Source organism: Streptomyces neyagawaensis (assembly GCF_023516595.1).
GTDB lineage: Bacteria > Actinomycetota > Actinomycetes > Streptomycetales > Streptomycetaceae > Streptomyces > Streptomyces neyagawaensis.
The window spans coordinates 367,409-391,436 of sequence record NZ_JAMGBG010000005.1; the positions used below are offsets into that span (position 1 = coordinate 367,409).

20 protein-coding genes are annotated in these 24,028 nt (G+C 72.7%); 13 read left to right on the forward strand and 7 right to left on the reverse strand.

Annotated features, from left to right (window positions below; genetic code table 11):
* Positions 1-55: 55 nt before the first annotated feature.
* Entirely contained in the window at positions 56-454 is a 399-nt protein-coding gene (locus M8J73_RS04000; RefSeq protein ID WP_249828232.1) for a PPOX class F420-dependent oxidoreductase, read from the forward strand.
* Positions 455-509: 55 nt separating this feature from the next.
* Here M8J73_RS04000 and M8J73_RS04005 read toward each other — a convergent pair whose 3' ends face one another.
* Entirely contained in the window at positions 510-632 is a 123-nt protein-coding gene (locus tag M8J73_RS04005; protein ID WP_372503886.1) for a hypothetical protein, read from the reverse strand.
* A gap of 12 nt (positions 633-644) precedes the next feature.
* Here M8J73_RS04005 and M8J73_RS04010 point away from each other — a divergent pair, with 12 nt between their 5' ends.
* The 3 genes from M8J73_RS04010 (at position 645) to M8J73_RS04020 (ending at position 4,237) form a co-directional block, all read left to right on the forward strand.
* Entirely contained in the window at positions 645-818 is a 174-nt protein-coding gene (locus M8J73_RS04010; RefSeq protein ID WP_249828233.1) for a hypothetical protein, read from the forward strand.
* 121 nt (positions 819-939) lie between these two features.
* The gene (locus M8J73_RS04015; protein ID WP_249828234.1) at positions 940-1,716 is read left to right on the forward strand and encodes a peptidoglycan-binding domain-containing protein; all 777 of its coding nucleotides are present in this window, start codon (positions 940-942) and stop codon (positions 1,714-1,716) included.
* 130 nt (positions 1,717-1,846) lie between these two features.
* Positions 1,847-4,237, forward strand: a complete 2,391-nt coding sequence (locus M8J73_RS04020; RefSeq protein WP_055541840.1) for a SpoIIE family protein phosphatase — start codon at positions 1,847-1,849, stop codon at positions 4,235-4,237.
* Positions 4,238-4,619: 382 nt separating this feature from the next.
* On the opposite strand, the gene M8J73_RS04025 is transcribed toward M8J73_RS04020, so the two are convergent.
* Both M8J73_RS04025 and M8J73_RS04030 read right to left on the reverse strand, forming a co-directional pair.
* Complete coding sequence (locus tag M8J73_RS04025; protein WP_055541841.1) at positions 4,620-6,524, reverse strand: phosphatase PAP2 family protein; 1,905 nt, start codon at positions 6,522-6,524, stop codon at positions 4,620-4,622.
* A gap of 95 nt (positions 6,525-6,619) precedes the next feature.
* A complete protein-coding gene (locus M8J73_RS04030) occupies positions 6,620-7,531 on the reverse strand; it encodes an N-acetylglucosamine kinase (protein ID WP_055541842.1) in 912 nt (303 codons plus the stop codon).
* Positions 7,532-7,771: 240 nt separating this feature from the next.
* On the opposite strand from M8J73_RS04030, the gene M8J73_RS04035 reads away from it, so the two are divergent.
* From M8J73_RS04035 to M8J73_RS04060, 6 genes are all read left to right on the forward strand, one after another.
* Positions 7,772-8,893, forward strand: coding sequence for an ROK family protein (locus M8J73_RS04035; protein WP_055541843.1), 1,122 nt, complete (start codon positions 7,772-7,774; stop codon positions 8,891-8,893).
* Positions 8,894-9,170: 277 nt separating this feature from the next.
* Complete coding sequence (locus M8J73_RS04040; protein WP_055541844.1) at positions 9,171-10,493, forward strand: extracellular solute-binding protein; 1,323 nt, start codon at positions 9,171-9,173, stop codon at positions 10,491-10,493.
* A 127-nt stretch (positions 10,494-10,620) separates the two neighbouring features.
* Positions 10,621-11,541: a carbohydrate ABC transporter permease gene (locus M8J73_RS04045; protein ID WP_055541845.1), complete on the forward strand. Its 921-nt coding sequence runs from the start codon at positions 10,621-10,623 to the stop codon at positions 11,539-11,541.
* A complete protein-coding gene (locus tag M8J73_RS04050) occupies positions 11,538-12,440 on the forward strand; it encodes a carbohydrate ABC transporter permease (protein ID WP_055541846.1) in 903 nt (300 codons plus the stop codon). Before M8J73_RS04045 ends, M8J73_RS04050 begins: the two co-directional genes overlap by 4 nt.
* A 2-nt stretch (positions 12,441-12,442) precedes the next feature.
* Complete coding sequence (locus M8J73_RS04055) at positions 12,443-14,161, forward strand: hypothetical protein (protein WP_249828235.1); 1,719 nt, start codon at positions 12,443-12,445, stop codon at positions 14,159-14,161.
* Between the two features lie 63 nt (positions 14,162-14,224).
* A complete protein-coding gene (locus M8J73_RS04060; RefSeq protein WP_249828261.1) occupies positions 14,225-16,054 on the forward strand; it encodes a hypothetical protein in 1,830 nt (609 codons plus the stop codon).
* Between the two features lie 87 nt (positions 16,055-16,141).
* Here M8J73_RS04060 and M8J73_RS04065 read toward each other — a convergent pair whose 3' ends face one another.
* Positions 16,142-16,804 carry a nucleoside/nucleotide kinase family protein gene (locus M8J73_RS04065; protein ID WP_055542741.1) on the reverse strand — a complete coding sequence of 221 codons (663 nt, stop codon included), beginning with the start codon at positions 16,802-16,804 and terminating at the stop codon, positions 16,142-16,144.
* A 91-nt stretch (positions 16,805-16,895) separates the two neighbouring features.
* On the opposite strand from M8J73_RS04065, the gene M8J73_RS04070 reads away from it, so the two are divergent.
* The 3 genes from M8J73_RS04070 to M8J73_RS04080 are packed head-to-tail and all read left to right on the forward strand — an operon-like array spanning position 16,896 to position 20,944.
* The gene (locus tag M8J73_RS04070) at positions 16,896-17,774 is read left to right on the forward strand and encodes an ANTAR domain-containing protein (protein WP_055541259.1); all 879 of its coding nucleotides are present in this window, start codon (positions 16,896-16,898) and stop codon (positions 17,772-17,774) included.
* A 54-nt stretch (positions 17,775-17,828) separates the two neighbouring features.
* Positions 17,829-18,587: an HAD family hydrolase gene (locus tag M8J73_RS04075; RefSeq protein ID WP_055541260.1), complete on the forward strand. Its 759-nt coding sequence runs from the start codon at positions 17,829-17,831 to the stop codon at positions 18,585-18,587.
* Complete coding sequence (locus tag M8J73_RS04080; protein ID WP_055541261.1) at positions 18,584-20,944, forward strand: glycoside hydrolase family 65 protein; 2,361 nt, start codon at positions 18,584-18,586, stop codon at positions 20,942-20,944. Before M8J73_RS04075 ends, M8J73_RS04080 begins: the two co-directional genes overlap by 4 nt.
* Positions 20,945-20,948: 4 nt before the next feature.
* Here M8J73_RS04080 and M8J73_RS04085 read toward each other — a convergent pair whose 3' ends face one another.
* From M8J73_RS04085 to M8J73_RS04095, 3 genes are all read right to left on the reverse strand, one after another.
* A complete protein-coding gene (locus M8J73_RS04085; RefSeq protein WP_249828236.1) occupies positions 20,949-22,118 on the reverse strand; it encodes a serine hydrolase domain-containing protein in 1,170 nt (389 codons plus the stop codon).
* A 131-nt stretch (positions 22,119-22,249) separates the two neighbouring features.
* Positions 22,250-23,605, reverse strand: coding sequence for a CAP domain-containing protein (locus M8J73_RS04090; protein ID WP_249828237.1), 1,356 nt, complete (start codon positions 23,603-23,605; stop codon positions 22,250-22,252).
* Between the two features lie 40 nt (positions 23,606-23,645).
* Entirely contained in the window at positions 23,646-23,963 is a 318-nt protein-coding gene (locus M8J73_RS04095; protein WP_055522162.1) for a DUF1232 domain-containing protein, read from the reverse strand.
* Between the last annotated feature and the right edge of the window lie 65 nt (positions 23,964-24,028).

Here is a 24,028-nt window from a genome sequence, read left to right on the forward strand (position 1 = left end):
CTCATCGCGGTACGGCCGCCGGTCCGACCGGCGGCCGTGCACCTACACTCCGCCCATGGCCGACACCACACTCGACGCGCTCGGCGCGGGCAAGTACCTGCTGATCACCACCTACCGCAAGAACGGCACCGCCGTCCCCACCCCGGTGTGGGTGGTGCGGGACGGTGACGCGCTCGGCGTCTGGACGGTCGCCGACTCCTGGAAGGTCAAACGGATCCGCAACCGCGCCGACGTCGTCGTCGGCCCCTGCGACGTCCGCGGCAATCCCACCGGGGAACCCGTCCCCGCCCGCGCCGAGATCCTCGACGCGGCCGGCTCCGCCGCCTACCGCCGGCTCATCGCCCGCAAGTACGGCATCCTCGGCCGCCTCACCCTCCTGGGCAGCCGGCTCCGCCGGGGCACGGACGGCACCGTCGGCATCCGCGTGACCCTGACGCCTGCGGGCTCCGCCTGACCCCTGGCTCCCGGCATGACCTCTCACTCCTGGCCCCCGGTGCCCCTGTCCCGTGTCAGGCATGGTCGCCGACGAGGCCCATCCGCCAGGCCCACGCGGCGATCTCGACGCGGTTCCGGGCGGCGAGCTTCAGCTTGGATGCCACCAGCCGGACGACGTCCAGCCCGCGGTCGGTCAACGGCTCCCGGGCGTGCGGCGCCTCGGCCCCGGCGGCACGCTCCGTCTCCGCCGCGACGGCCGCGGCGGGGCCGGGCTGCCGGAAGCGGCGCGCGGCGGCGGCTTCGGACTCGCCGGGCTCAGCGAACGCGTCACCGCGCCAGGCGGCCGGATCCAGGACCGCGACCGCACCGACGGACCCGGCTGAGAGGTCGTCGCCGTGCTCCCCGCCGCGACACCGGGCGGCGGATGAGCTGAACCCTCCGCCCGGTCCTCCCGTATCTCCTCACGGGGATGGCGGGAGACCGCTCGCACGGAAGGAGAACAGCGTGTCGATGCCGCCCGAACCAGGGCAGACGACGAAGCGTCCCACGATCGAACCCACGTACGTGATGCGACGCCGCCGGACCGAGGCCCTGGCGGAACTGCTGCGTGAGTTCGAGCAGTACAAGGGGACGACGGCCCCCAAGGAGGAGTACGAGACCGTCGCCGTCCCGCCCGCACCCGCCCCGGAGCCGCCGGCGGCACCGGACCCCGAGCCCGCCCCCGAGCGGATCCTGCCCCGGACGGACGAGTACGAGACCGAGGAACTCCCGCCGCTGCGGATCGGCGAGGACTTCGCCAACGGCGCCGCCCCGCGCGCCGAGCGACGGCCGAGGAGACGCCCGGCACCCGGCGGGGAAGCGGGCCTCAAACGCGCGGCGGTCGTCGTCGGCGTCGGCGCGGCGGCCCTTCTGGGCTTCGCCGCCGCGCTCCTCCTCCCCGGCGGTGAGACCCGGCCGGAGGCCCGCCCGACCACCCCGACCCCGTCGGCACCGGCCGAAGACGCGCCCGCGCCCTCCGCCCCGGCCCGTGACGCCGCCGCCGACCCCGACGGGCCCGGCACCCTCCGCGAGGGCGACAGCGGCCCCGAGGTCTCCGAACTCCAGCAGCGCCTGCGGCGCATCCCCAACGTGTACGACAACGGCCCCACCTCGGGCGAGTACGACGTCGTCCTCAGGGAGGCCGTCGCCCGGTTCCAGCTCTGGTACGGCATCCGCGGCGACGAGACCGGCGTGTACGGCGACGACACCCGCAAGGATCTGGAGTCCCGCACCACCGCCTAGGAACGCCCGCCGCAACCGGAACCGCCGGGCGCCGCCCGGAACCGCGGTGCCCGCCGGGCGGCGGTTCCGGGCCCGGTGGCCCCGGACCATCCGGGTTGTTGCCCAGCCACGATCGGACCATCCTGGCCATATGGTGACGAAGGCGTCCGGTGCCCGGGGGGCGGCCGCGGCCGGCGAGGCGATGGCGGTGGTCGACGCCGACGGCCTCGTCTCGGACTGGAGCGAGGGCGCGCGCCGGCTCACCGGGTACACCGCCGCCGACGTCGTCGGACGGCCGGCGGCCGACCTGGTCGAAGGGGACGCGACGGTGGCCCGGCGGGCGCTGCTCGCGCACGGCGAGACGCTGCTCACCCTGCGGTACCGGGACGGCCGGCCCCAGCGGACGGCCGTGCGGATGGTGCCCCTGCTGGGCGGGACCGACGGCCGGCGGGGGTTCGTCGTGGTCGCGAGCCCGAACCCGCCCGAGGCCGCCCTCGGTGAGCTGGCCTTCCAGCAGGCGTCCATGTCCATGTCGGTCTTCGACACGGGGCAGCGCTACCTCCGGATGAACGACGTGGCATGCCGGGACATGGGCCGGCCGGAGGCCGAGTTCCGGCACCGGTACTACCCGGAGACCGTGGAGGACGCCGACCACAGCCGCGGCTTCCTGCGCCACCTGGAGATGGTCGTGGAGACCGGGCGGCCCGTCCACTACGAGAGCTGGACCCGTTCGCCGTCCGGCCGCCGCACGCACGCCTGGAACCTCGAGATGTGGCCGGTACGGGACCGCACCGGGGCCCTCATCGGCACCGCCCTCGCCGCGTTCGACAGCAGTGAGCAGCACCGGGCACGCCAGCGCCTGGCCCTGCTCAACGAGGCCGCCGGATCCATCGGCACCAAGCTCGACGTGGTCCGCACGGCCCGCGAACTCGCCGAGCTGGTCGTGCCCCGGCTCGCCGACTTCGCCAGCGTCGACCTCCTGGAGTCCGTGCTCCAGGGCGAGGAACCCGAGATGGGCCCGATCGACGGCGGCGTCGAACTGCGCCGGGCCGCCCACCACTCCGCCACGCCCGGCGTCCCCGAGGCGGCCATCGGCCTGGGCTCCGCCGACCTCTATCCGTCCTTCTCGCCGCCCGCCCGCGCCCTCCTCAGCGGTGAGCCCGTCCTCGCCAGGACCGGCGACCACGACCTCGACACCTGGTTCGCCCGGCACGACGCCCGCTCCGCCAAGCTCCGGGAGACCACGGCGCACGAACTGTCCCTCATGGCCGTACCGCTCGTCGCCCGCGGTACCACCCTCGGCGTCGCCGTGTTCGTCCGCAGCCTCACCCCCGAGCACCCCGACGCCTTCGACCAGGACGACATGATCCTCGCCGAGGAACTGTGCAGCCGGGCCGCCATCTGCGTGGACAACGCCCGCCGGTACACCCGGGAACGCACCACCGCGCTCGCCCTCCAGCGCAGCCTGCTGCCGAGGGCGGTCGCGGGCCAGGCGGCCGTCGACTTCGCCTCCCGCTATCTGCCCGCGCTGTCGCAGGCCGGGGTGGGCGGCGACTGGTTCGACGTGATCCCGCTGTCCGGCACCCGGGTCGCCCTGGTCGTCGGGGACGTCGTCGGACACGGCATCCACGCCTCGGTCACCATGGGCCGGCTGCGCACGGCGGTGTGGGCGCTCGCCGACGTCGACCTGCCGCCCGACGAACTCCTCACCCACCTCGACGACCTCGTCGAACACCTCGCGGCGGGCGACGACAGCGGCGGCGGGGAGATCGGCGCCACCTGCCTGTACGCGGTGTACGACCCGGTGGCCCGCGCCTGCTCGATCGCCTCGGCGGGCCATGTGCCGCCCGTGGTGGTACGGCCCGACGGCCAGGTGGACGTCATCGACGTGGTGGCGGGACCGATGCTGGGCGTCGGCGGCCTGCCCTTCGAGTCGACGGAGCTGGAACTGCCCGAGGGCTCGGTCCTCGCCCTCTACACCGACGGCCTCGTGGAGGCACGGGACCGGGACGTCGACACCGGCACCGCAGCCCTCCGCGCCTCCCTGAGCGGGCCGCTCGGCAGCCTGGAACGCGCCTGCGACACCGTGCTCAGGGACCTCCTGCCGGACACCCCGGCCGACGACGTCGCCCTGCTGCTGGCCCGCACCCGCGCTCTCGACGCCGACCAGGTGGCCGTCTGGAACTTCGCCGCCGACCCCTCCCTCGTCGCCGACGCGCGCAAGCTCGCCACCGACCAGCTGGTGCGCTGGGGCCTTGAGGACGCCGTCTTCGTCACCGAACTCGTCGTCAGCGAACTCGTCACCAACGCCATGCGCTACGGCGGCGCCCCCATCGAGCTGCGCCTCATCCGCGACCGCACCCTCATCTGCGAGGTGTCCGACGCCAGCAGCACCTCGCCCCATCTGCGCCGGGCCCGCACCTTCGACGAGGGCGGCCGCGGCCTGCTCCTCGTCGCCCAGCTCACCGACCGCTGGGGCAGCCGCCCGAGCGGCGCGGGCAAGACCATCTGGGCCGAACAGGTGCTGCCGCCGGCCCCGTGAGACGACGGTCGGGGGCGGCATCCGCCGCCCCCGACCTCCTCACCGCCGTGCGGTGCTCCTCCTCGTGCGTTGCTACCGAACTCTTGCCCGGTGCTCCACCCTTCAGGGTGGAGGTGTAGGGCGTCCTGCCCCTGGCGGCCCGGAGGGCCGCAGATTCATGGCTGGATCGCCTTGTCCGACGACGTAGTTGTCGGATCCACCGCCGGACGGGCGGGATGTCAGGCCTGCGGAGGCCGTGCAGGACCGATCCTCACCGGTCGGCAGTGGCCCGTGAAACAGGAACCCGAGGTGGAACCGCGATGGGGGTCCCCCTGCTCGAGCGAAGCCGAGAGCTTGGGGGAGGTACGGACCGGAATCTCCTGCCCGCGGGCAGGGGAGGGCGTCAATTCCTCCGCAGCCGCACCGCCACACCGTGGCCGGTGCAGACCTGCTCGGCCGTCCAGCCCTCGACGGCGACGGTCACCTCCGAGAACCGGCCCCGCAGGGAATGCGCCCCGAGCACCGCCACCGTGCTCCCCGAACGCGGCGGCTGCCCGGGGTCGAAGCGGACCACCAGCTCGCTGCCCCGCTCCAGAACCGCGCGCCCGTCCACCACGAGAGCCGGGTCGCCGCCCCGGTCCAGCGTCACGTCGAGGACCCCGGCCTGCGTGTACCCGCCGCGGACCCGGACCGTGCGGTCGCCCGTGCTGAGCGTGCCGTCCGTCACCCGCACGTCACCCCGGCCGAGGGCCTCCTTCGAGCCCGCCGCGAGCACACCGGCCTCCACCGTGGTGCCGCCCGTGTACCGGTTCGCGCCGGTCAGCGTGAGCGTGCCGCCGCCCCGCTTGACCAGGCCGCCCGGGCCCGCGATGTCGTTGCGCCAGGTGTCGGCCCCGTGGAAACCGCCGAGCGCGGCGTCCAGCGTGACCGTGACGTCCGAGTCGAAGGCGCCGTAGCCGTCCGCCGCCGCGAACAGGTTGAGCCGCCCCCACTGCTCCCAGCCGTCCAGCAGCACGTACCCGGACGGCAGCGCGGTGGTGCGCAGTACCTCGCGCCGCTGCGCCGCGTCGAGGTACGGCAGCCGCGTCTCCAGCAGCACCTCGGCGCCCTTGGGCACGGTCAGCTCCTGCGAGCGGCCCCGCCGGGTCAGCACGTACGTCAGCTTGGGCTCGACCAGCCGGGCGTTGGCCCCGCGGTCGGCGTACCGGTCGTCGGGGTCCGAGTGCGCGTAGGCGAACAGCGTGTCCGCCGTCGTGCCCGTCCTCGCCTGGAAGTACTCGGCGGCCTGCCGGCGCGCGGCTGCCTTGAGCGCGGTGTTCTCCGGCTTGTACAGCACGGCGGCGGCGAGCGCGGTGGCCATGATCCGGCCGCCCATGACGTCGACCGTGGAGTGCATGCCGGACATGATCCGGGTGTGGCTCAGCTCGAAGGCCCGGGTGATGATCTCCTGGAAGCGCTCCGGGACCGCGTACGCGTAGGCCAGGGCCGCCAGGTGGAAGGCGTTGGTGTGGCCGCTGGGGAAACCGCCGTCCTCGGCCGGGACCTCGCTGCGCTGCCGCAGCAGCTGCTTCACGACGACGACGTCGGAGTCGTAGACCGGGAACCCGAGCGCGTCCTTCTGGCCGGTGTCGACGACCTCGCTGTCCTCGTTCATCCGCCACGGCCGCGGGTACTGGAAGGTGAGCTTGGCCGGGTTGCTGGAGGTGAAGTCCCCGCGCACGGTGTCGACGAGCTTGGCCACCAGGCCGAGGTCGGAGTCGTGGGAGCCGGCGCCCAGCGCGGAGCCGGCGGGCGCGTCGGCGGGCACGGCATCGTTGATCTTCGTCGCCGGTATGTCGTCCGGGGCGGCGGTGATCGAGGTGACCGCCTTGGCGCCCGAGCGGTACAGCTCCGCCAGCGGGCCGAGCGCGCCGATCATCGCGTAGCTCTGGTGCTGCCGGTCGTAGACGAAGGCCTCGCGGGCCTGAGCCTCGGTGCGGCGGTTGGTCAAACGGGCGCAGTAGCGCATGTTGGCGCGCAGGATCTCCGGCAGCAGCGGAGTGCCGGTGTTCCAGGCGTCGCCGGTCTTCCAGATCTCGGCGAAACCGCCGAGCGCCCGGACCACGGCGTTGGTCTCGGGGGTCCGGTTCGACGTGATGTTCGTGCTGTAGTCGTCGACGAACGCGGCGAACGCGGTGGCGGCCTTGGCCTCGGGAGCCTGCCACAGGTTCGCGAGGGTCGGAGCGGCGAGGAGGCCGGCCGAGACGCCGAAGGAGTTCCTGAGGAAGTGACGCCGGTTGAACGTGTGGTGCCCGGCAGATGACGGCATGGAGGTGCCGCTCCTTTCGCGGTGGGGTGATCGTGCGGGCTGAGCGTGGAGCTGACGTACGACCGGCGCATGTCCGGTCCGCGACGGGCCGGTGATCAGGATCCGGCCGGCCGGAGGAGGGATCGCGCGAACGCGACCGCCCCCTCGACCGGCGGCACCTGGAGGGGCTGCGGCCGGGCGAGGGGGAGTGTGTGGGTCAGGGCGACGGCGAACGCCGAGTACAGGGCGGGCCGTGACAGGATCGTGCCGCCCGCGACCACCACGTCGTCGACGCCGACACCGCGCGCGGCGAGCCGCTCCACGAGCGAGGCGAGGGCACGGCCCCCGTCGTCGATCACCCGGTGCGCGAGGACGGACCCCTGCTCGGCGGCCTCGAACACCACCGGAGCGTGCCGGCCCCACTCGGCGGACACGTCCGTGGCGCTCTCCAGGGCCGCGCCCAGCGCCGGGACCTCGGGCACCTCGAACGACGCGATCAGCAGCCGGGCCAGCGGGTCGGGTGCCTCACCGCGGTCGTGCGCCGCCCAGACGGCACGGGCCGCCTCACGGACCAGGCCGGCCGCGCCGCCCTCGTCGCCGAGGACCGCACCCCAGCCACCGACCTGCACCGGCGTGCCGTCGGCCCGGCGCCCGACCGCCACCGAACCGGTGCCGGCGACCAGCGCCGCGCCCTTGTCGAGACCGGCGGCCGGCACGAGGAGTTCGGCGTCGCCCGCGACCAGGCACGGCACCTGAAGCCGAGCCTCCAGTGCGAGGCGGATCTCCTCGCACTGCCGGGGGGTCTCGCAGGCGTGCGCGCCGACCGCCACAGCGGCCGGCGCGATGTGCGCGGGCAGCACCTCCTCGACCAGCGCGGCGAGCCACTCGGTGGCCGCCGCCGGGTCGTGCGGTCGCCAGCCGCGGCTCGTACGGACGTGGTCGGCGACGGTCTCCGTCCCCGTGACAGCACGGAGATGGGTCTTGGTGCCGCCCACGTCGATACCGACCGCGGGTCTGAACTCCTGCACGGCAGGCCTCTCTCGTCGTTGCGTTGCGATGGGCGCTGCGACGGCGGGCGAACCGTGCCTGGACACAGAAAAGTCTGTGGGGGGTGCTCGGGAAGCCCCGGGACGGGCCTCTGCTGGTGCGGCAGGCGAGTACCGCTTGACTTCGTTAGGAAATTAACTAACGAATTAGGGAGCGTCAAGAGGTTCGGACCCGGATGCCGCACGACCCGTGCGGACCGCCGCGGCACGACTGGGGAGACCATGTACCTGAGCGAGAGCGCCCGCACCGTGTTCGCCGTGCTGGCGGCCACGTGCACCGCCACCCGCCCCCAACTGGCCGCCGGGGCGGGCCTGTCCAAGCCGACCGTGTCGTCCGCCGTGGCCGAGCTGGAGGCGGCCGGGCTCGCCGCCTGCTCGGGCACCGCCTCCGGCGCCACCGGCCGCTCCGCCGCCGTCTATGCCCTTGGGCCCGCCGCGGGCGCCGTGCTCGCCGTCGACCTGGGCCCGAGCCGCACCCGGGTGCGTGGCTGTGCCCTCGACGGCACCCTGCTCGCCGAGGGTGCCGGCTCCCGGCCCGACGCCGCGTCAGTGGTGAGCGAGGCCCTCGCCGGGCTGCCGACCGGTGCCCCGCTGCGGGCCGTCGTGGTGGCGGTCGGCGACGTGACCACCCGGGGCCGGGAGGGTGGCGGGGAGCGCCCGGCGACCGCCAAGGCGGGCCCCGTCTTCGACGCCATGTCCGTCGCCCTGCCGCCCGGCGTCCCGGTCCACCTCGAGAACAACGTGAACTGCGCGGCGCTCGCCGAGCTCCACGAGGGTGCCGCCCGCGGCCGGGACACCTTCGGCTACCTGCGGATCGGCGTGGGCATCGGCCTCGGTGTGGTCATCGGCGGCCAGGTGCTGCGCGGCGCGAACCACGCCGCCGGTGAGGTGGCCCGCCTGCCCTACCCCTGGGACGCGGACCGGGAACCGCGCCACGAGGGCCTGGAGGCGCACCTCGGCGCGGGTTCCCTGCTCCGTCGGGCGGCGGGCGCCTGGCAGGACGCCGACGGGCCCTGTCCGAGCACCGCCGAGCGGCTGTTCGCCCTGGCCGACGAGGGCCACCCGAGGGCGTGCGAGGTGGTGGGGAGGCACGCCGCCGACGTGGGCCGACTCGCCGCCGCCGCCACGGCCGTGCTCGACCCCGGCCTGATCGTCCTGGGTGGCGCCGTCGGGTCGAACCCGCAGCTCCTGCCCGGTGTGCGGGCGGAGCTGGCCCGGCTCAGCTGGCCCACCGAGGTGGTGAGCAGCGCGCTGGGCGAAAGTGGCACCGTCGTGGGGGCCAGTCGGCTGGCCGTGGCCCGAGGAATCCAAACCGTGACCGGAGGGGTGCGAGTGGAGGATTGACGGACTCCATGGACATCTGCCAATGTCCGGACAAGCGCTTTCTAAGTCGGCCGGGAACGCCGGCTTGGGGCGAGTCTCCCAGTCCGTACGGGACGTACGGCAACCGCACGAGGGCGTGCCCGTGCGGTGACGGCCACAGCGGCCGGGGATACCGCTCCGCGTGGACGACGCGGCCGGGCGAGGCCGCGCCCCCGGAAAGCGACTCACCTGCAAACTGCACCTGTGCCGCCTCGGTCGGCGCCGTGCTCTGTCCCCTACGACGAAAAAGGGAACGAAGATGATCACTGTGGGTGTGCGGCGCTCCCGCCGACTCGGCCGCGGCGGTATACGCCGCCTGGTTCCCCTCGCTGCGGTCGCCACGGCGGGCGGCCTGCTGCTCTCGGCCTGCGGCGGGGGATCCGAATCGGGCGGGACCTCCAAGTCGCTGACGTTCTGGATCTCCACGGTTCCGGGGCAGGACGCGGGCTGGAAGAAGATGGTGGCGCAGTACGAGAAGGAGACGGGCGTCAAGGTCAAGCTCGTCAACATCCCCTACGACGGCTACACGACCAAGCTGCACAACGCCGCGCAGGCGAACTCCCTGCCCGACGTGGCGGCCGTCCCGGCGCTGGACCCGATCTGGTCGAACAAGCTGATCGACCTCAGCTCCATCGCCGACAAGAAGAGCAACAACATCAACGCCAACTTCCTGGCGAAGGACAAGTCCGGGAAGGTGCTGTCGATCCCCTCGGACGTCACCGCGTCCGGCATGTTCATCAACAAGTCCCTCTTCGAGAAGGCCGGCGTCTCCTTCCCGACCTCGCCCGAGAAGACCTGGACCTGGACCGAGTTCATCAAGGCGGCGAACAAGGTCCGTGAGAAGACCAAGGCCAAGTACTCGCTGACCTTCGACCAGTCGCCGTCCCGGCTGCGCGCCATGGTGTACGAGATGGGCGGCAAGTACGTCCACGCGGACGACTCCGGCAAGTTCTCGGTGGACGCGGCGACCAAGAAGGCCGTGAACACCTTCGTCGGATGGAACGACAACAAGACCATGCCGAAGTCGGTGTGGACCAGCGGCGCCGACCCGTCCGCGATGTTCCAGAGCGGTGACGTCGTCGCCTACTGGTCCGGTGTGTGGCAGGTCCCCGCCTTCGCGGAGAGCGTCAAGAAGTTCGAGTGGGCGAGCGTCCCGACCCCGGCCCAGCCGGTGCAGGCCAGTGACGTGAACGCCGGTGGCAACATCGTCGGCTTCAACAACAACGCCGACGCGGCCGCCGCCGCGAAGAAGTTCCTGACCTACCTGTACGAGCCGGACCACTACCGGGCGCTGTGCGAGGCTTCCGGCTTCCTGCCGGTCGAGAGCGGTCTGAACCCGAAGTACCCCTTCAAGTCCGAGGCGGCGCAGGCGGCGTTCAAGCTGTACAACGAGTCCATCCCGCTCTACGACCCCATCTCCGGCTACTTCAACGGCGCGCAGACGCAGTGGGTGCTGAACGGCAAGAGCCTCACCGAGGACCCGACCAAGACGGAGCTCGGCAAGGCGATCAACGGCCAGCAGTCGCCCGACAAGGCCCTGGAGAACATCGTGGCCGGCTACAACCAGCAGGTCGGCGGCTGACGCAGGCCGACGGTCCCCGGGCGGCAGGAGCGAGACACCGCCGCCCGGGGACCGTCGGGTCCCGCGCGATGCCGGGCTCATAGCCCGGGCCCACCGCAACCTCATCCACCAGCACGGAGTCAGGAACATGACAAAAAGCGCCTCGGACGCCGCAACCGTGTCCGTGAGCCCGCCCAGGAGACGCAGCAAGTACACCCTCGCGCCGCTCGTCCTCATCGCGGCCAATGTCGTGCTCTTCGCACTGTTCTTCGTCTGGCCGGCGGTCATCGGGCTCGTCTACTCGTTCACCAACTACACGGGTGTGGGCGTTCCCCAGTTCACGGGACTGGAGAACTACAGCAACCTGGTCGGGGACTCCACCTTCTACCACGCGCTGACCCGGACGCTGCTGTACACCGTGCTCTTCGTCCCGCTGAACTTCGCGCTCTCGCTGCTCGCCGCCAACCTGGTGGTGAGCAAGCACGCCAAGGGCACGTCGGTCGCCCGCGTCATCTTCTTCATCCCGTGGCTGCTGTCGCCCATCGTCGTGGGCGTCCTGTGGCGGTGGCTGTTCGGAGAGAACTTCGGACTGGTCAACTACGTCATCGGCGAGCTGGGCGGCAGTGCCGTCCCGTGGCAGTCGAACGCGGACCTGTCGCTGCTCGTGGTGGTGATGGCGGCATCCTGGACCTGGACGGGCTTCACGATGCTGCTGTTCATCGCGGCGATCAAGAACGTGCCGGTCTCGTACTACGAGGCGGCCTCGCTCGACGGCGCCGGCCCGTGGCGCCAGTTCTTCAGCATCACCCTGCCGAGCATCGCGCCCACCTCGTTCATCGTGATCCTGCTCAACACGATCAACGCGATGAAGGAGTACCCGGTGTTCGTCGCCCTCAACAACGGCGGACCCGGCACCTCGAACAACCTGCTCGTCCAGTACATCTACGAGACCGGCTTCAAGCGGGGCCAGATCGGCTACGCGAGCGCCGCGTCCTTCGTGCTCATGCTCATCCTGATGGCCGTCGCGATCATCCAGCTGATCGTCAACCGGCGGATGGAGAACCGATGACCACCACAGACATCCCGCGCCCCGTCGACGCCGGGCCCGGACGGGCCGTCTCCAAGAAGGCGCCGCGCAAGCCGGCCACCGGTGGGCTGCGGCGGGCGGTGCCCGCGACGACACTGCTGTGGATCATGGCGTGTCTGTACGGGCTGCCGGTGCTGTGGTTCATCCTCAGCTCCCTCAAGCCGGCCAGCGACCTGTTCTCCTATCCGCTGTCGCTGGTCCCGGACGACCCCACCCTGTCCGGCTACATGACGGCGTGGCGCAGTGCCAACTTCTCCCAGTACTTCATCAACACGACCCTCGTGTGCGTGATCACGACGATTCTCACGGTGGGTGTCAGCTGCTGCACGGGGTACGCGCTCGCCAAGTACGACAACCGATGGCTCAAGGCCTTCTTCCTCTGCATCCTGGCGACCACCATGCTGCCGGGTGAGGTCATGCTCGCCCCGTCGTTCCTGGTCGTCCGCGACCTGGGCCTCTACAACTCGTTCGCCGGCATCATCCTCCCGGCCGTGCTGACCGCGACCGGATGCTTCATGTTCCGCCAGTTCTTCCTGACGGTCCCCGACGAACTCGTGGAAGCCGCGCGCATCGACGGAGCGCGGGAGCTGTCGATCTTCGTGCGGATCATGGTGCCGCTGTCCCGGCCCATCATGCTCACCCTCGCCATCCTGTCCTTCCAGTGGCGGTGGAACGACTACATCTGGCCGCTGCTGATGCTCAACGACCCCAACAAGTTCACCGTGCAGATCGGTATCCAGAGCATCGTCGGCGCGCAGAACATCAACTGGTCGGTCCTGCTCGGCGCCTCGGTCATCTCCATGATCCCGCTGATCGTCGTCTTCCTGGTGTTCCAGCGTTACGTCATGAACGCCGACATCAACGCCGGACTGAAGGACTGACCTTGCCCACCCCGCTCGACCACGAGTTCCTCCGGTCGGCGGCCCGTGCCGCCGACCGGTGGGCCGCCCCGCTCGCGGCCCGCCCCGACGAGGAGCCCGCCGGTGAGCCCCACCGCGCACTCGCCCGCCGGGTGAAGACCCTGGTCGCGGCCCACCGGTCCCCGGACTCGGCACTGCACGGCAGCGAGCGCGCCGTCGCCGCCGCGACGACCCACCTCGCCGCCCTGCGGGCCGCGCAGACCACCACCGGCCTCTTCGCCGGCGGCGACAACGTCCAGTCACCACCGGACTCCGCGTTCACCGTCAACGACGTGTGCGACGCGCATGTCCTCGCCGCCGGCGCGGGACCGGACCTGCACGACGTCACGGCGGCACTCGCCGAGATCGCCGGCGCCGCCACGGAGAGCCTCCTGACCGGCGGGGTGCACACCCCGAACCACCGCTGGGAACTGTGCGCGGCGCTCGCCCGGCTGCACCGGTCGTTCCCCGACCAGCGGCTCCTCGACCGCGTCGAGGAGTGGCTCGCGGAGGGCGTCGACATCGACGGGGACGGCCAGTACTCGGAACGGAGCGCCATCTACGCGGCCCATGTGTCCAACCCGTCGCTGCTGCTCCTCGCCGATGTCCTCGGCCGCGCCGACCTGTCGGACGCCGTCGAACGCAACCTCACCACGACCCTGGACCTGATCAGGCCCGACGGCACGGTGGAGACCGTCCACTCGCGACGGCAGGACCAGCACCACCCGTTCCCGCTGGCGCCCTATCTGCCGCACTACCGGCTGCTCGCGGTCCGCACCGGCCGCGGCGACCTCGCCCGGGCCGCACTCCTGGCGGCATCCGGCGGCATCGACGACCCCGACCTGCTCGCGCAGACCCTCCTCACCCCGGACCTGACCCGCGCCCTGCCGGCCCCGGCGGCGGAAACCCTTCCGCGCCACCGGTACCTCACCACCGCCGGTCTCGCCGCACGCGCGACGACCACCGCGCACACGGTGCTGTACGGCGGCTCCGACGTGCCCGCGCACCGGCACGTCCGCTCGGGCCTCGCCTGCAACCCCACCTTCCTGCGCCTCTTCGCCGGCGACGCCGTCCTCGACGCGGTCCGCCTGTCGCGCGGGTTCTTCGACCTGGGGCCCTTCCGCGCCGCCGCCATGGAACAGGTCGCCGACCACCGGTACCGGCTCACCGAGACCCTCACCGCCGCCTACTACCAGCCGCTCCCGAAGGAGGACAGGCGCGACGACGGCGGCTACCGGCTGGTGGACGAGGGCCGCTTCTCCGCCGCGATGGCGTTCCCCGACCGGCCCCGCGACGAGGTCAGCCACACGACCCGCGTCGAGGTCGACCTGCGGGAGGACGGCGCCGACCTGCGGATCGACATCAGCGGCCCCCGGGTGCCCTGGTCCCTCGAACTGACCTTCCGGCCGGGCGGCGCCCCCGAGGGCGCCGTACCGCTGGGCGAGGGACGCTGGTGCCTGACCACCGGGTCGATGACCTACCGGGCCGGCGACGACGAGATCCGGGTCGAGGCCACCGTCGAGGCGGGCGAACCGCTCGCCGGGCCCGACCGGAGCGACGTCCTGCGGTACGACCCGGGTCAGGACCACACCGTGGTCGGCGGCACCGACGCCACGACCGGGAACCGCGTGTACATCGGCGGCCTCGGCCCGCACACCCTGACCGTCGCGCTGCGCGCCCACCGGCCCGCCCCCGCCGCATGACTCCGACCACCCACGCCATGGCCACCTCCGGTACGAAGGGCTGATCCACCCGTGCGTCCACCCGTGCACCTCCCGCGCCAGCTCGGCTCGCTGCACGACCTCCCGGACTCCCCCGAGGCCTACGACGAGGTCCTCGCCGACGTCACCGAGCAGGCCCTCGCCCGGCTCACGCCCGAGGGCAACCTCGAACACCCCGACTGCGACGACGACATCGGCGACACCTCCCTCGGCATCACCTCATTGCTGGCGCTCGCCTGGCAGCGCACCAAGGACCCCCGGCTCCCCGAGGCCGTCCGCCGCAGCACGGACTTCCACCTGCGCGAGCGCGTCTACACCGACGACAACCCCGGCTACCCCAACCTGAGGGTCCGGGGCTCCGGCCTCCCCTACGCCCGATACGTCCTGGCGGCGGGCGCCCACCCCATCGGCGACTGGCCGAGCACGGTGTGGTCGCTGCTCCAGGCCGTCAACCTGCTCGACCTCGCCGAAGGACTCCTCGACGACGAGCGGACCGCCGCCCTGCGCGCCATGGCCCACGGCTACTGGCGCTGGCTGACCGAGGCGACCTTCTTCAACCCGCAGGAGGCCGGCAACCAGGCCATCGGCTGCGTCGTCGGCGGCCTGATGCTCGCCCGGCACCTGCCCCCGGAGGAGGGCGAGCGGGTCCGGGAGCGGGCGATCGCCCTGTACACCGACGAGATCCGCGCCCACCGGGTTCGCGACCGGGGCGCGCTCCTGCCACCGGAGCACGGCGGCGCCTACGACAACAACTACGGCCCCATCTCCCTGTCCTTCCTCGCCCAGGCCCACCGGGTGAGCGGCGCGGAGATCTTCGCCGAGGACGGCGACGCCGTCGCCCGCTACCTCGACGCCCGCCTGACCACCGGCGGCTTCGACTTCGGCGGCCCCCGCTACAGCGAGCAGCACTCCGGCTTCGAGTCCGTGCTCGGCCTGCGCTACTTCGGCCACCGCGTCGGCGCCGACCTCGGCCGCTACCGGGGCGACACCAGCTGGGGCCGGTACGCGGTCAAGCCGGACGGCGGGGTCGACGGCCACTTCGCGTGGATGCTGGTCTGGCAGATCCAGGACACCACGCCCTGGCACCGCACGCCGTCCACGCAACCCGTGCGGCACCAGCTGCGGGCGGGCGGCGTCTCGGTCGCCTTCGACTCGCGGATGACCCCGTCACTGATCGAGGCCGACGGGACGTACCTCCTGCCGGCCGCCGTCAACCGTCAGCACGGCTTCGGCCCGGTCGTCGACGGCTTCCTGCTGTGCCGCCCGATGGGCGAGGTCCGTGTCCGCGACGTCCGCACGGACGGACTGGCCGCCAAGCTCGTCACCAAGCCCGTCGTCACCCGCGACCACGTCCTGCGGCACGTGCGGTCCCTGTACGTCACCGACGGCACCCGGCTGTGGACCGCGGTGGCCGTCGAACGCCTCCCCGGCGAGCCGTACCTCCTCGCGGGCCTGCCGTACGTGGCGGACGACGGCGACCGGCTGCGCCGTATCGCCGAGGCCGAGGTGGCCTCCGCGGGCCACCTGCGCCTGACCCACCCGACCGCCGAGGGCCCGGAGTACTTCGACGCCCGCGCCGACACCACCCAGGAGCAGGCCGCCTTCACCCTCGCCGCCGACCCGCGCGGCTACGGCAACCCCGACGAGGGCTGGTCCCACCTGGTGGCGTCCACGGCCGTCGAGGCGACCCCCGTACCAGGCGGCCCGGACGACCTGCACGTCTTCGCGGTCCGCTACGGACCCGGCGATACCTTCCGGGCGTCCTTCGACCGCACCCCGGACGGCCTCACGGTCCGCACGGAGGCGTTCACCGCCGTCATCGGCGACCCGGCGGGCGACGAACACGGCGAGCCGCTGCTCACCCTGCGCGGCTGAGCCCCCCCGAACGCGAGGGCGGACCCGCCGGTACCTGACCCCGGCGGGCCGCCCTCGTCCCGCCTCCCCTCACCGCACGGCCTCCCCTCACCGCACCGTCGCGCCGGCCGCCGGCATCGCCGCGGGCGGAACCACCAGGTCCGCCCGCTCCCGTGTCGCCGCCACCAGGTCGGCGTTGCGCTGGTCCGTGCCCAGCACCCACGCGACCGCCTCGTCGTGCCCCTTGCCGAACTCCTCGTGCCGGGCGACGAGGCGCCGTACGCGTTCGGTCTCGTCGAGCGCGCAGAACCAGACCTCGTCCAGCCGGGCACGGACGCGGGCCCAGGCCCCCTCCTCCAGCAGCAGGTAGTTCCCCTCCGTCACGACCAGACGGGCGGCGGGCGGCACGGGGATCGCCCCGGCCAGAGGCTGCTCCAGTGTCCGCTCGAAGCCCGGCGCGTACACCACGTCGTGCTCGTCGTCGCGCAGCCGCAGCAGCAGGGCCGCGTACCCGGCCGCGTCGAACGTGTCAGGCGCGCCCTTGCGGTCCCGGCGGCCCAGGCGGTCCAGCTCCACGTCGGCCAGGTGGAAGCCGTCCATCGGCACATGGGCGACCCAGGGCTCCCCGTCGCCGTTGAGCGCCGCGGTCAGCCGCTCGGCGAGGGTGGTCTTGCCGGCTCCCGGACTGCCGGTGATGCCCAGCAGCGCCCGGCGGCCGGGGCGGACGAGTGAGGCGGCCCGCTCCAGCAGGTCGTCGAAGGTCAGGGACATGCGGACGACGGTAGCCCCATGCGGATTGTCCGGGCCCGGACGGGGCAGGCGAGTGGTGCTGTTGCCGAGGACAGGGAAGTGGAAGGTGACCATGGAGGAGGAGCGCGAGCCGGGGTCGGTGGGCGACGTCGAGGCGATGCGGGAGGAAGTTGCGCGGCTGCGGGCGGAGGTCCGGCAGCTGCGCACCAGGATGGGCAGCCGCCCCCTGATCGCCCAGGCCCAGGGCATGCTGCGGGAACGCTACGCGCTGCCCGACGTCGAGACCGCGTTCGCCCTGCTCCAGCGCGCCTCGCAGCAGCACAACGTCAAGCTGCGCACCCTCGCCGAGGCCGCCGTGAACGCGCCGAGACCCGACGGGCGCGGCACCCTGTGGTTCCCCGGCCGGGCCCGGCACGCGGAGCCCTCCCTCACCTTCGAGGAGGCACGCGGCCGCCGCACCGGACGCGGCAACCGGAGCGAGGTGCTGACCGCCGTGCTCAGCCAGACCCTCGCGGTCGTCGGCACCGACATGGGCAACGTCCAGATCGCCGACCGCGCCGAGCGCGGACTGCGCATTGAGCGGCACACGGGCCTCACCGACGACTTCGTCGACTTCTTCGCGTTCGTCGGCGAGGAGGGCACCTCCTGCGCGTTGGCCGCCCGTGACATCACCCAGGTGACCGTCCGGGACGTGGCGACGCACCCGGTGTTCACCGACGACGCCCGGCAGGCGATCCTCCTGGCGGGCAGCCGCGCCTGCCACAGCGTGCCCCTGACCGCCGCGTCCGGACTCTGCGTGGGCATGGTCTCGGCCCATCTCGAACGCCCGCTCCAGGAACTGACCCGCGCTCAGCTCAAGGCCCTGACCGTGGTCGGTGCCGAGGTCGGCGCATGGCTCTCCTGGTACGACAGCACCGTCGTCCTGGACGCCCTGGAACACCTCCACGCCCTCGGCCGCGCCCACAGCGGCAGCCGCGTCCGGCGCCGCTGACGAATTCCGCGATCTTCGCCCACTGACTGCCGCCGCACGGGGAACCCCCCTTCCATGACAGAGACCACCGAACCGACGGACCTGGGCCTTCCCCGGCACGTCCGGGCCTGCCTCTTCGACCTCGACGGCGTCATCACCCGGACCGCCGTCGTGCACGCCGCGGCCTGGAAGCAGGCGTTCGACGAGTTCCTGCGCCGCCACGACGGCGACTCCTTCCGCCCCTTCGACCGCGGCAAGGACTACGACGAGTACGTGGACGGACGCCCCCGCGCCGACGGCGTCCGCACCTTCCTCGCCTCCCGCGGCATCCAACTGCCCGAGGGCAGCCCCGACGACCCGCCGGACGCGGCCACCGTGCACGGCCTCGGCAACCGCAAGAACGACCTGCTCCTCCAGCTCATCCGCACCGACGGCGTCGAGGCCTACGACGGCACCCTGCGCTACGTCGAGCGGGTCCGCGCCCGGGGGCTGCTGACCGCGGTCGTCTCCTCCAGCGCCAACTGCCGTGACGTCCTGCGCTCCATCGGCGCCGAGCACCTCTTCGACGTGCGGATCGACGGCGTGGTCGCCGCCGAGCGCGGCCTGCCCGGCAAACCGGCCCCGGACACCTTCCTCGCCGCCGCCCGCGACCTCGGTGTCGAGCCCGCGGAGGCCGCCGTCTTCGAGGACGCCCTCGCCGGCATGGACGCCGGACGCGCGGGCCGCTTCGGGTACGTCGTCGGCATCGACCGCGTCGGCCAGGCGGACGCCCTGCGCGCCCATGGCGCCGACGTCGTCGTACCGGATCTGACGGAACTGGGGGACTGGGCGTGATCACCCACCGCTCGTACGGCGTCGCCCCCTGGGCCCTGCGCGAACGGCACCTGAACCTCGACGTCCTGCCGCAGAGCGAATCGGTGTTCGCCCTGTCCAACGGCCACATCGGCTGGCGCGGCAACCTCGACGAGGGCGAACCCCACGGCCTGCCCGGCAGCTACCTCAACGGCGTCCACGAGACGCACCCGCTGCCGTACGCGGAAGCCGGGTACGGCTACCCGGAGTCCGGGCAGACCGTCATCGACGTCACCAACGGCAAGATCGTCCGCCTGCTCGTCGACGACGAGCCATTCGACCTGCGCTACGGCCGCCTCCGCTCCCACGAACGCGTCCTCGACCTGCGCGAGGGCGTGCTGCGGCGCACCTGCGAGTGGACCTCCCCGGCCGGGACGACCGTCCGCGTCCGCTCCACCCGCCTCGTCTCCCTCACCCAGCGGGCGATCGCCGCTGTCGCCTACGAGGTCGAGGCCGTGGACAGCGAGGCCCGCGTCGTCGTCCAGTCGGAACTGGTGGCCAACGAGCAACTCCCGGAACGCGACGGCGATCCCCGGGCGGCCGTCGCCCTGGAGTCACCGCTGGAACCCGAGGAGCACTTCGCGGACGGGCCCCGGCTGAGGCTCGTCCACCGCACCCGGCGCACCGGTCTGCGCGTCGGTGCCGCCGCCGACCACCTCGTCACCGCGCCCGGCCCCGTCACCACCAGCGGCGAGAGCCGGCACGACGTGGCCCGCCTCACCGCGACGACCGTGCTGGAGCCCGGCCAGACCCTGCGGGTGGAGAAGCTCGTCGCCCACGGCTGGTCCGGCACCCGCTCGCTGCCCGCCGTCGCCGACCAGGTCGACGCCGCGCTGTCCGCCGCCGCGTACGGCGGCTGGCAGGGCCTCGTCGACGAACAGCGCGCCTACCTGGACGACTTCTGGGCCCGCGCGGACGTCGAGGTCGACGGCGACGAGGAGATCCAGCAGGCCGTGCGGTTCGCCCTGTTCCATGTCCTCCAGGCGGGCGCCCGCGCCGAGCAGCGAGCCCTGCCCGCCAAGGGCCTCACCGGCTCCGGCTACGACGGGCACGCCTTCTGGGACACCGAGACCTTCGTGCTGCCCCTGCTCACCTACACCGCGCCCGGCGCGGTCACGGAGGCCCTGCGCTGGCGGCAGAACACCCTGCCCGCCGCTCGCGAGCGGGCAGCCCAACTGGGCCTCAAGGGGGCCGCGTTCCCGTGGCGGACCATCGACGGCTCGGAGGGCTCCGCGTACTGGCCCGCCGGTACGGCCGCGTTCCACGTCAACGCCGACATCGCCGACGCCGTGGTCCGCCACATCCTCGTCACCGGTGACACCGACTTCGAACGCGACACCGGCCTCGAACTCCTCGTGGAGACGGCCCGGCTCTGGCGCTCCCTCGGCCATCACGACCCCCACGGCGCGTTCCACATCGACGGGGTGACCGGCCCGGACGAGTACAGCGCCGTCGTGGACGACAACACGTACACCAACCTCATGGCCCGCGCGAACCTCCTGGCCGCCGCGGACGCCGCGGAACGCCACCCCGAGCGGGCCGACCGGCTCGGCGTCGACGACGAGGAGAGCGCCGCCTGGCGGGACGCCGCCCACGCCATGCACATCCCCTACGACCCGGAACTGGGCGTCCACGAGCAGCACGCCGGGTTCACCCGCCACCAGCGCTGGGACTTCAGCGGCACCCGCGCCGACCAGTACCCGCTGATGCTGCACTTCCCGTACTTCGACCTCTACCGCAAACAGGTCGTCAAACAGGCCGACCTCGTCCTCGCCCTGTACAAGTGCGGCGACCGCTTCGACGAGGAGCAGGTGGCCCGCGACTTCGCCTACTACGAGCCGCTGACGGTCCGCGACTCCTCGCTGTCCGCCTGCTGCCAGGCGGTCATCGCCGCCCAGGTCGGCCATCTCGACCTGGCCTACGACTATCTGACCGAGGCGGCGATGATGGATCTGCGGGACCTGGAGAGCAACACCCGCGACGGACTGCACATCGCCTCCCTCGCCGGTACCTGGACGGCGCTGGTCGCGGGCTTCGGCGGCATGCGCCACCAGGGGCCGGTCGTGGACTTCGCTCCCCGGCTCCCCGAGCGGCTGAGCAGGCTCGCCTTCAGCCTCGGACTGCGGGACACCTGCCTGCGCGTCGAGATCAGGCCCCGCCACGTCACGTACGAGCTGGTCGGCGGTGTCTCCCTGACCATCCGGCACTACGGCGAGCCGGTCGCCCTCGACGGGGAGAAACCCCGGCGGCTCGACATCCCCGCCGCCCGAGAAGCCGGTCCGCCGCCGGAACAGCCGCCGCACCGGCGCCCCGGTCGGCGCGGCAGGCGCGGAGCCTGAGGGGTCAGCCGCAGAACGCGGCCTCCAGGGTGCGGTTCATGGTGGTGTACACCGTCCCGTTGTTGGAGGTGTTGGCGAACGACGTCAGGCTGCGCTTGCCGTTCTTCGAGGTGAACGCCCAGGTGTAGTAGCCCTGCACGGTGCCCGTGTGCCCGTACACCGAGCCGCACGACAGATCACGACGGCGCAGCCCCAGCCCGTACGCCTGGGTGCTGTTCACCGGCGTCCACTTCAGCATCTGCTTCAGCTGGGCGGCGGAGGTCAGTTCGCCCCGCACCAGCGCGGAGAGGAACTTGTTCAGGTCCTTGCCGCTGGACACCAGGGCCCCCGCGCTCTGCGCCCAGGACACGGTCTGCCGGGTCGAGTCGATCTTCCGGCCGGAGGAGTCGGCGGTCATGTAGCCGCGGGAGTACCGGCCGGGGATCGTGTTCTTCGGATGGACGTAGTACGTGTCGGTCAGCTTCAGCGGCTTGATGAGGCGCTCCTGGTACGCCGTCGCCACCGACTTCTTGGTGAGCTTCTCGATGAGCATGCCCGCCACGACGAAGTTGGCGTTGGAGTAGGAGTACACCGCGCCCGGCGTGTTGGTGAGGGGCTTCGCGAGCGACAGGTCCATCAGCTGACGGTAGGTGTAGACGCGGTTGCGGACGTTCTCGAACCCCTGCACCGACTGGGCGAAGAGGGTGTTGGCGTGGTCGTACAGACCGCTGCGGTGACTGAGCACGTGACGCACGGTGATCCGCCTGTCGGGCAGCAGCCCCGGCAGATAGGTGTTCACCGAGGTGTCCAGCTTCAGCTTGCCCTCGTCGACCAGTTGCAGCAGCACCACCGCCGTGAAGGTCTTGGTGACGCTGCCGACGCGGATCAGGTCCCCGGTGCCGATGGCCCGCCCGGTGCCCCGGTCGGCGACACCCTCCGCCAGATGGATGGCCTTGCCGTTGTCGTCGACCCGCGCGAACGCCCCCGGCGCTCCTTGCGACAGGGCCGTACGCAGCGTCTTGCGCAGCTCCGCCGTGTCCGGGGCGGCCAGGGGGGCCGTGGCCGCGGTGGCGTCGTGGCCCGCGGCGGCGCCGGGCGCGGGGGGCGGGGTGGCCGCCTGCGCGGGGACCGTCAGCAGGGACAACACGACCGCGCTCAGGGCAGCCGCGCTGGTGCCCACCGTTCTCGACTTCATCTGATTCGTCTCCCGTTGCCTTCTGTCCATCGACAGGGTGCATTGGAGACCAGTGATCACGGAGAGTCAAGTAGCTTGCTGGGGTGCCGAGTTGAGCGACTCGAAAGAAGGAAAGGCACGGGGGTTCGGTTTCAACCGCCGAACAGCTGGGTCCAGTAGGTGCCCGCGCCGCCGCCCCCGGTGAATCCCACGCCCATATGGGTGAAGTCGGGCTTCAGGATGTTCGCGCGGTGGCCCGGGCTGTTCATCCAGCCCTCCACCACCTCGGCGGCGGAACGCTGCCCGCACGCGATGTTCTCCCCGATCGTGCGCCGGGTGGATCCGGCCGCCGCCGCGCGGTGCCAGGGTTCGCCGCCGTCGGGGGAGGTGTGCGCGTAGAACGCCCGCGCCACCATGTCGTCGCAGTGCGCCTGGGCCGCGACGGTGAGCAGAGGGTCGAAGGCGAGCGGGGGCAGCCCGGCCGCGGTCCGCCGGGCGTTGGTGAGGGCGATGACCTCGTCCGCCGTCCTCCGCAGCCCCTCGGCGGAGAAGGGCCGGGCCCACAGCGCGGTCCAGTAGACGGTGCCCGTGCGCGGGTCGGTCGCCTGCCCGAGCCCGGCCTCGCTGCACGCGGGCTCGCAGAGGGTGCGCCGGGCCTGCGGGTCGGACAGGCAGTAGTCGACGAACTCGGCCGGGGTGCGGGGACCGGACACCAGGTGCTCGCCGACGGTCAGATAGCGGTAACCCCCGGCGGTGACCCGCTGATGGACGGAGAGCCCGTCCGCCCCCTCCGAGTCGAGCCGCCCCTGCGCGGCCATCGCGGCGGCGTGCGCCCCGGCAGCGGTCGTGAGGGACGGACTGAGCGAGACGGCGGGGGAACCGGCGGCGGCCCGGGCGGAGTTCACCAGTCCGAGGAAGCCGTCGGGGGAGGGCGCCTGCGGGGGCGTGGGTGCGGCGGGGGAGGGTGCCTGCGCGGATGTGGGCGCGGCGGGGGAGAGCGCCTGCGGGGTCGTGGGCGCGGTGGCCGTGTCCTCCAGGACATCCACGCCGAAGTCCCTCGCCACGCCCGCGAGTCCGTCCGCGTAACCCTGCCCCAGGGCCCGGAGCTTCCAGCCCGGCCCCCGGCGGTACAGCTCCGCCAGCAGCAGGACCGTCTCCCGCCGGGGGCGCGGCGGGGTGAAGCGGGCGAGGGCGCGGCCGTCGGCGCCGGTGACGAACAGGGTCGGGGCGGGGAGGTCGCCGAGGGGTGTGCCCGGTGCGGCCGGGCTGATGACGACGGTGAGGCGGGTCGCTCCGGGGCGCAGCCGGGGCGGATCCACCGTCAGGGTCCCCCCGGCGAGGCGGGCGCCCGGCGCCGCCGGCTGGTTGTAGAAGACGAAGTCGGCGTCGCCGCCGACCCGGCCCGTGTCGTCGGTGACGAGGGCGGATACGTCGAAGGGGCCGGGCACCCTGATCGTCAGGGTGCCGTGCGGCAGGGGCACATTGCCCCCGGGTACCAGCTCGCTCATCGGGGCCGTCCGTCGCAGTGACCGTCAGCCCGACAACGTCTCACCCCCGCAGGGCGGTTCCCGTGCCGTCACCGCGCTCGGCGGCCAGGGCGTCCTGCCGTCCGGAGCGCATCGACTTCAGCGCCAGCAGCAGGACGCCGATGTCGTCGAGGTACACCGGGTCGGGCAGCACGTCCGTCGGGAGGACGAGATAGAGGACGGCACCCCAGAAGATCCACTTGGGGCCGGTGGGGAGCCCGGCCCGCTGGAGGTCGCGCCGGGTGCGCACCAGGCGCAGGAGCAGCCATACGGCCACGCCGAGGACGGCGGCCGCGGCCACCACGATCGCGACGATCACACCCCAGGTCCAGGAGTCCATCGGTCCCGCCCCTCGCTCGTCCGTACCTCTACCCGTACCTTCTCATCGTGTTCCCGGCACGGGCG

What these genes read in the sequence shown, in the direction of transcription:
- M8J73_RS04000 (WP_249828232.1), top strand. Translation starts at nt 56, where the DNA reads ATGGCCGACACCACACTCGACGCGCTCGGCGCGGGCAAGTACCTGCTG.
- M8J73_RS04020 (WP_055541840.1), top strand. Translation starts at nt 1,847, where the DNA reads ATGGTGACGAAGGCGTCCGGTGCCCGGGGGGCGGCCGCGGCCGGCGAG.
- M8J73_RS04025 (WP_055541841.1), bottom strand. Translation starts at nt 6,524, where the DNA reads ATGCCGTCATCTGCCGGGCACCACACGTTCAACCGGCGTCACTTCCTC.
- M8J73_RS04035 (WP_055541843.1), top strand. Translation starts at nt 7,772, where the DNA reads ATGTACCTGAGCGAGAGCGCCCGCACCGTGTTCGCCGTGCTGGCGGCC.
- M8J73_RS04040 (WP_055541844.1), top strand. Translation starts at nt 9,171, where the DNA reads ATGATCACTGTGGGTGTGCGGCGCTCCCGCCGACTCGGCCGCGGCGGT.
- M8J73_RS04045 (WP_055541845.1), top strand. Translation starts at nt 10,621, where the DNA reads ATGACAAAAAGCGCCTCGGACGCCGCAACCGTGTCCGTGAGCCCGCCC.
- M8J73_RS04050 (WP_055541846.1), top strand. Translation starts at nt 11,538, where the DNA reads ATGACCACCACAGACATCCCGCGCCCCGTCGACGCCGGGCCCGGACGG.
- M8J73_RS04065 (WP_055542741.1), bottom strand. Translation starts at nt 16,804, where the DNA reads ATGTCCCTGACCTTCGACGACCTGCTGGAGCGGGCCGCCTCACTCGTC.
- M8J73_RS04070 (WP_055541259.1), top strand. Translation starts at nt 16,896, where the DNA reads ATGGAGGAGGAGCGCGAGCCGGGGTCGGTGGGCGACGTCGAGGCGATG.
- M8J73_RS04075 (WP_055541260.1), top strand. Translation starts at nt 17,829, where the DNA reads ATGACAGAGACCACCGAACCGACGGACCTGGGCCTTCCCCGGCACGTC.
- M8J73_RS04085 (WP_249828236.1), bottom strand. Translation starts at nt 22,118, where the DNA reads ATGAAGTCGAGAACGGTGGGCACCAGCGCGGCTGCCCTGAGCGCGGTC.
- M8J73_RS04090 (WP_249828237.1), bottom strand. Translation starts at nt 23,605, where the DNA reads ATGAGCGAGCTGGTACCCGGGGGCAATGTGCCCCTGCCGCACGGCACC.
- M8J73_RS04095 (WP_055522162.1), bottom strand. Translation starts at nt 23,963, where the DNA reads ATGGACTCCTGGACCTGGGGTGTGATCGTCGCGATCGTGGTGGCCGCG.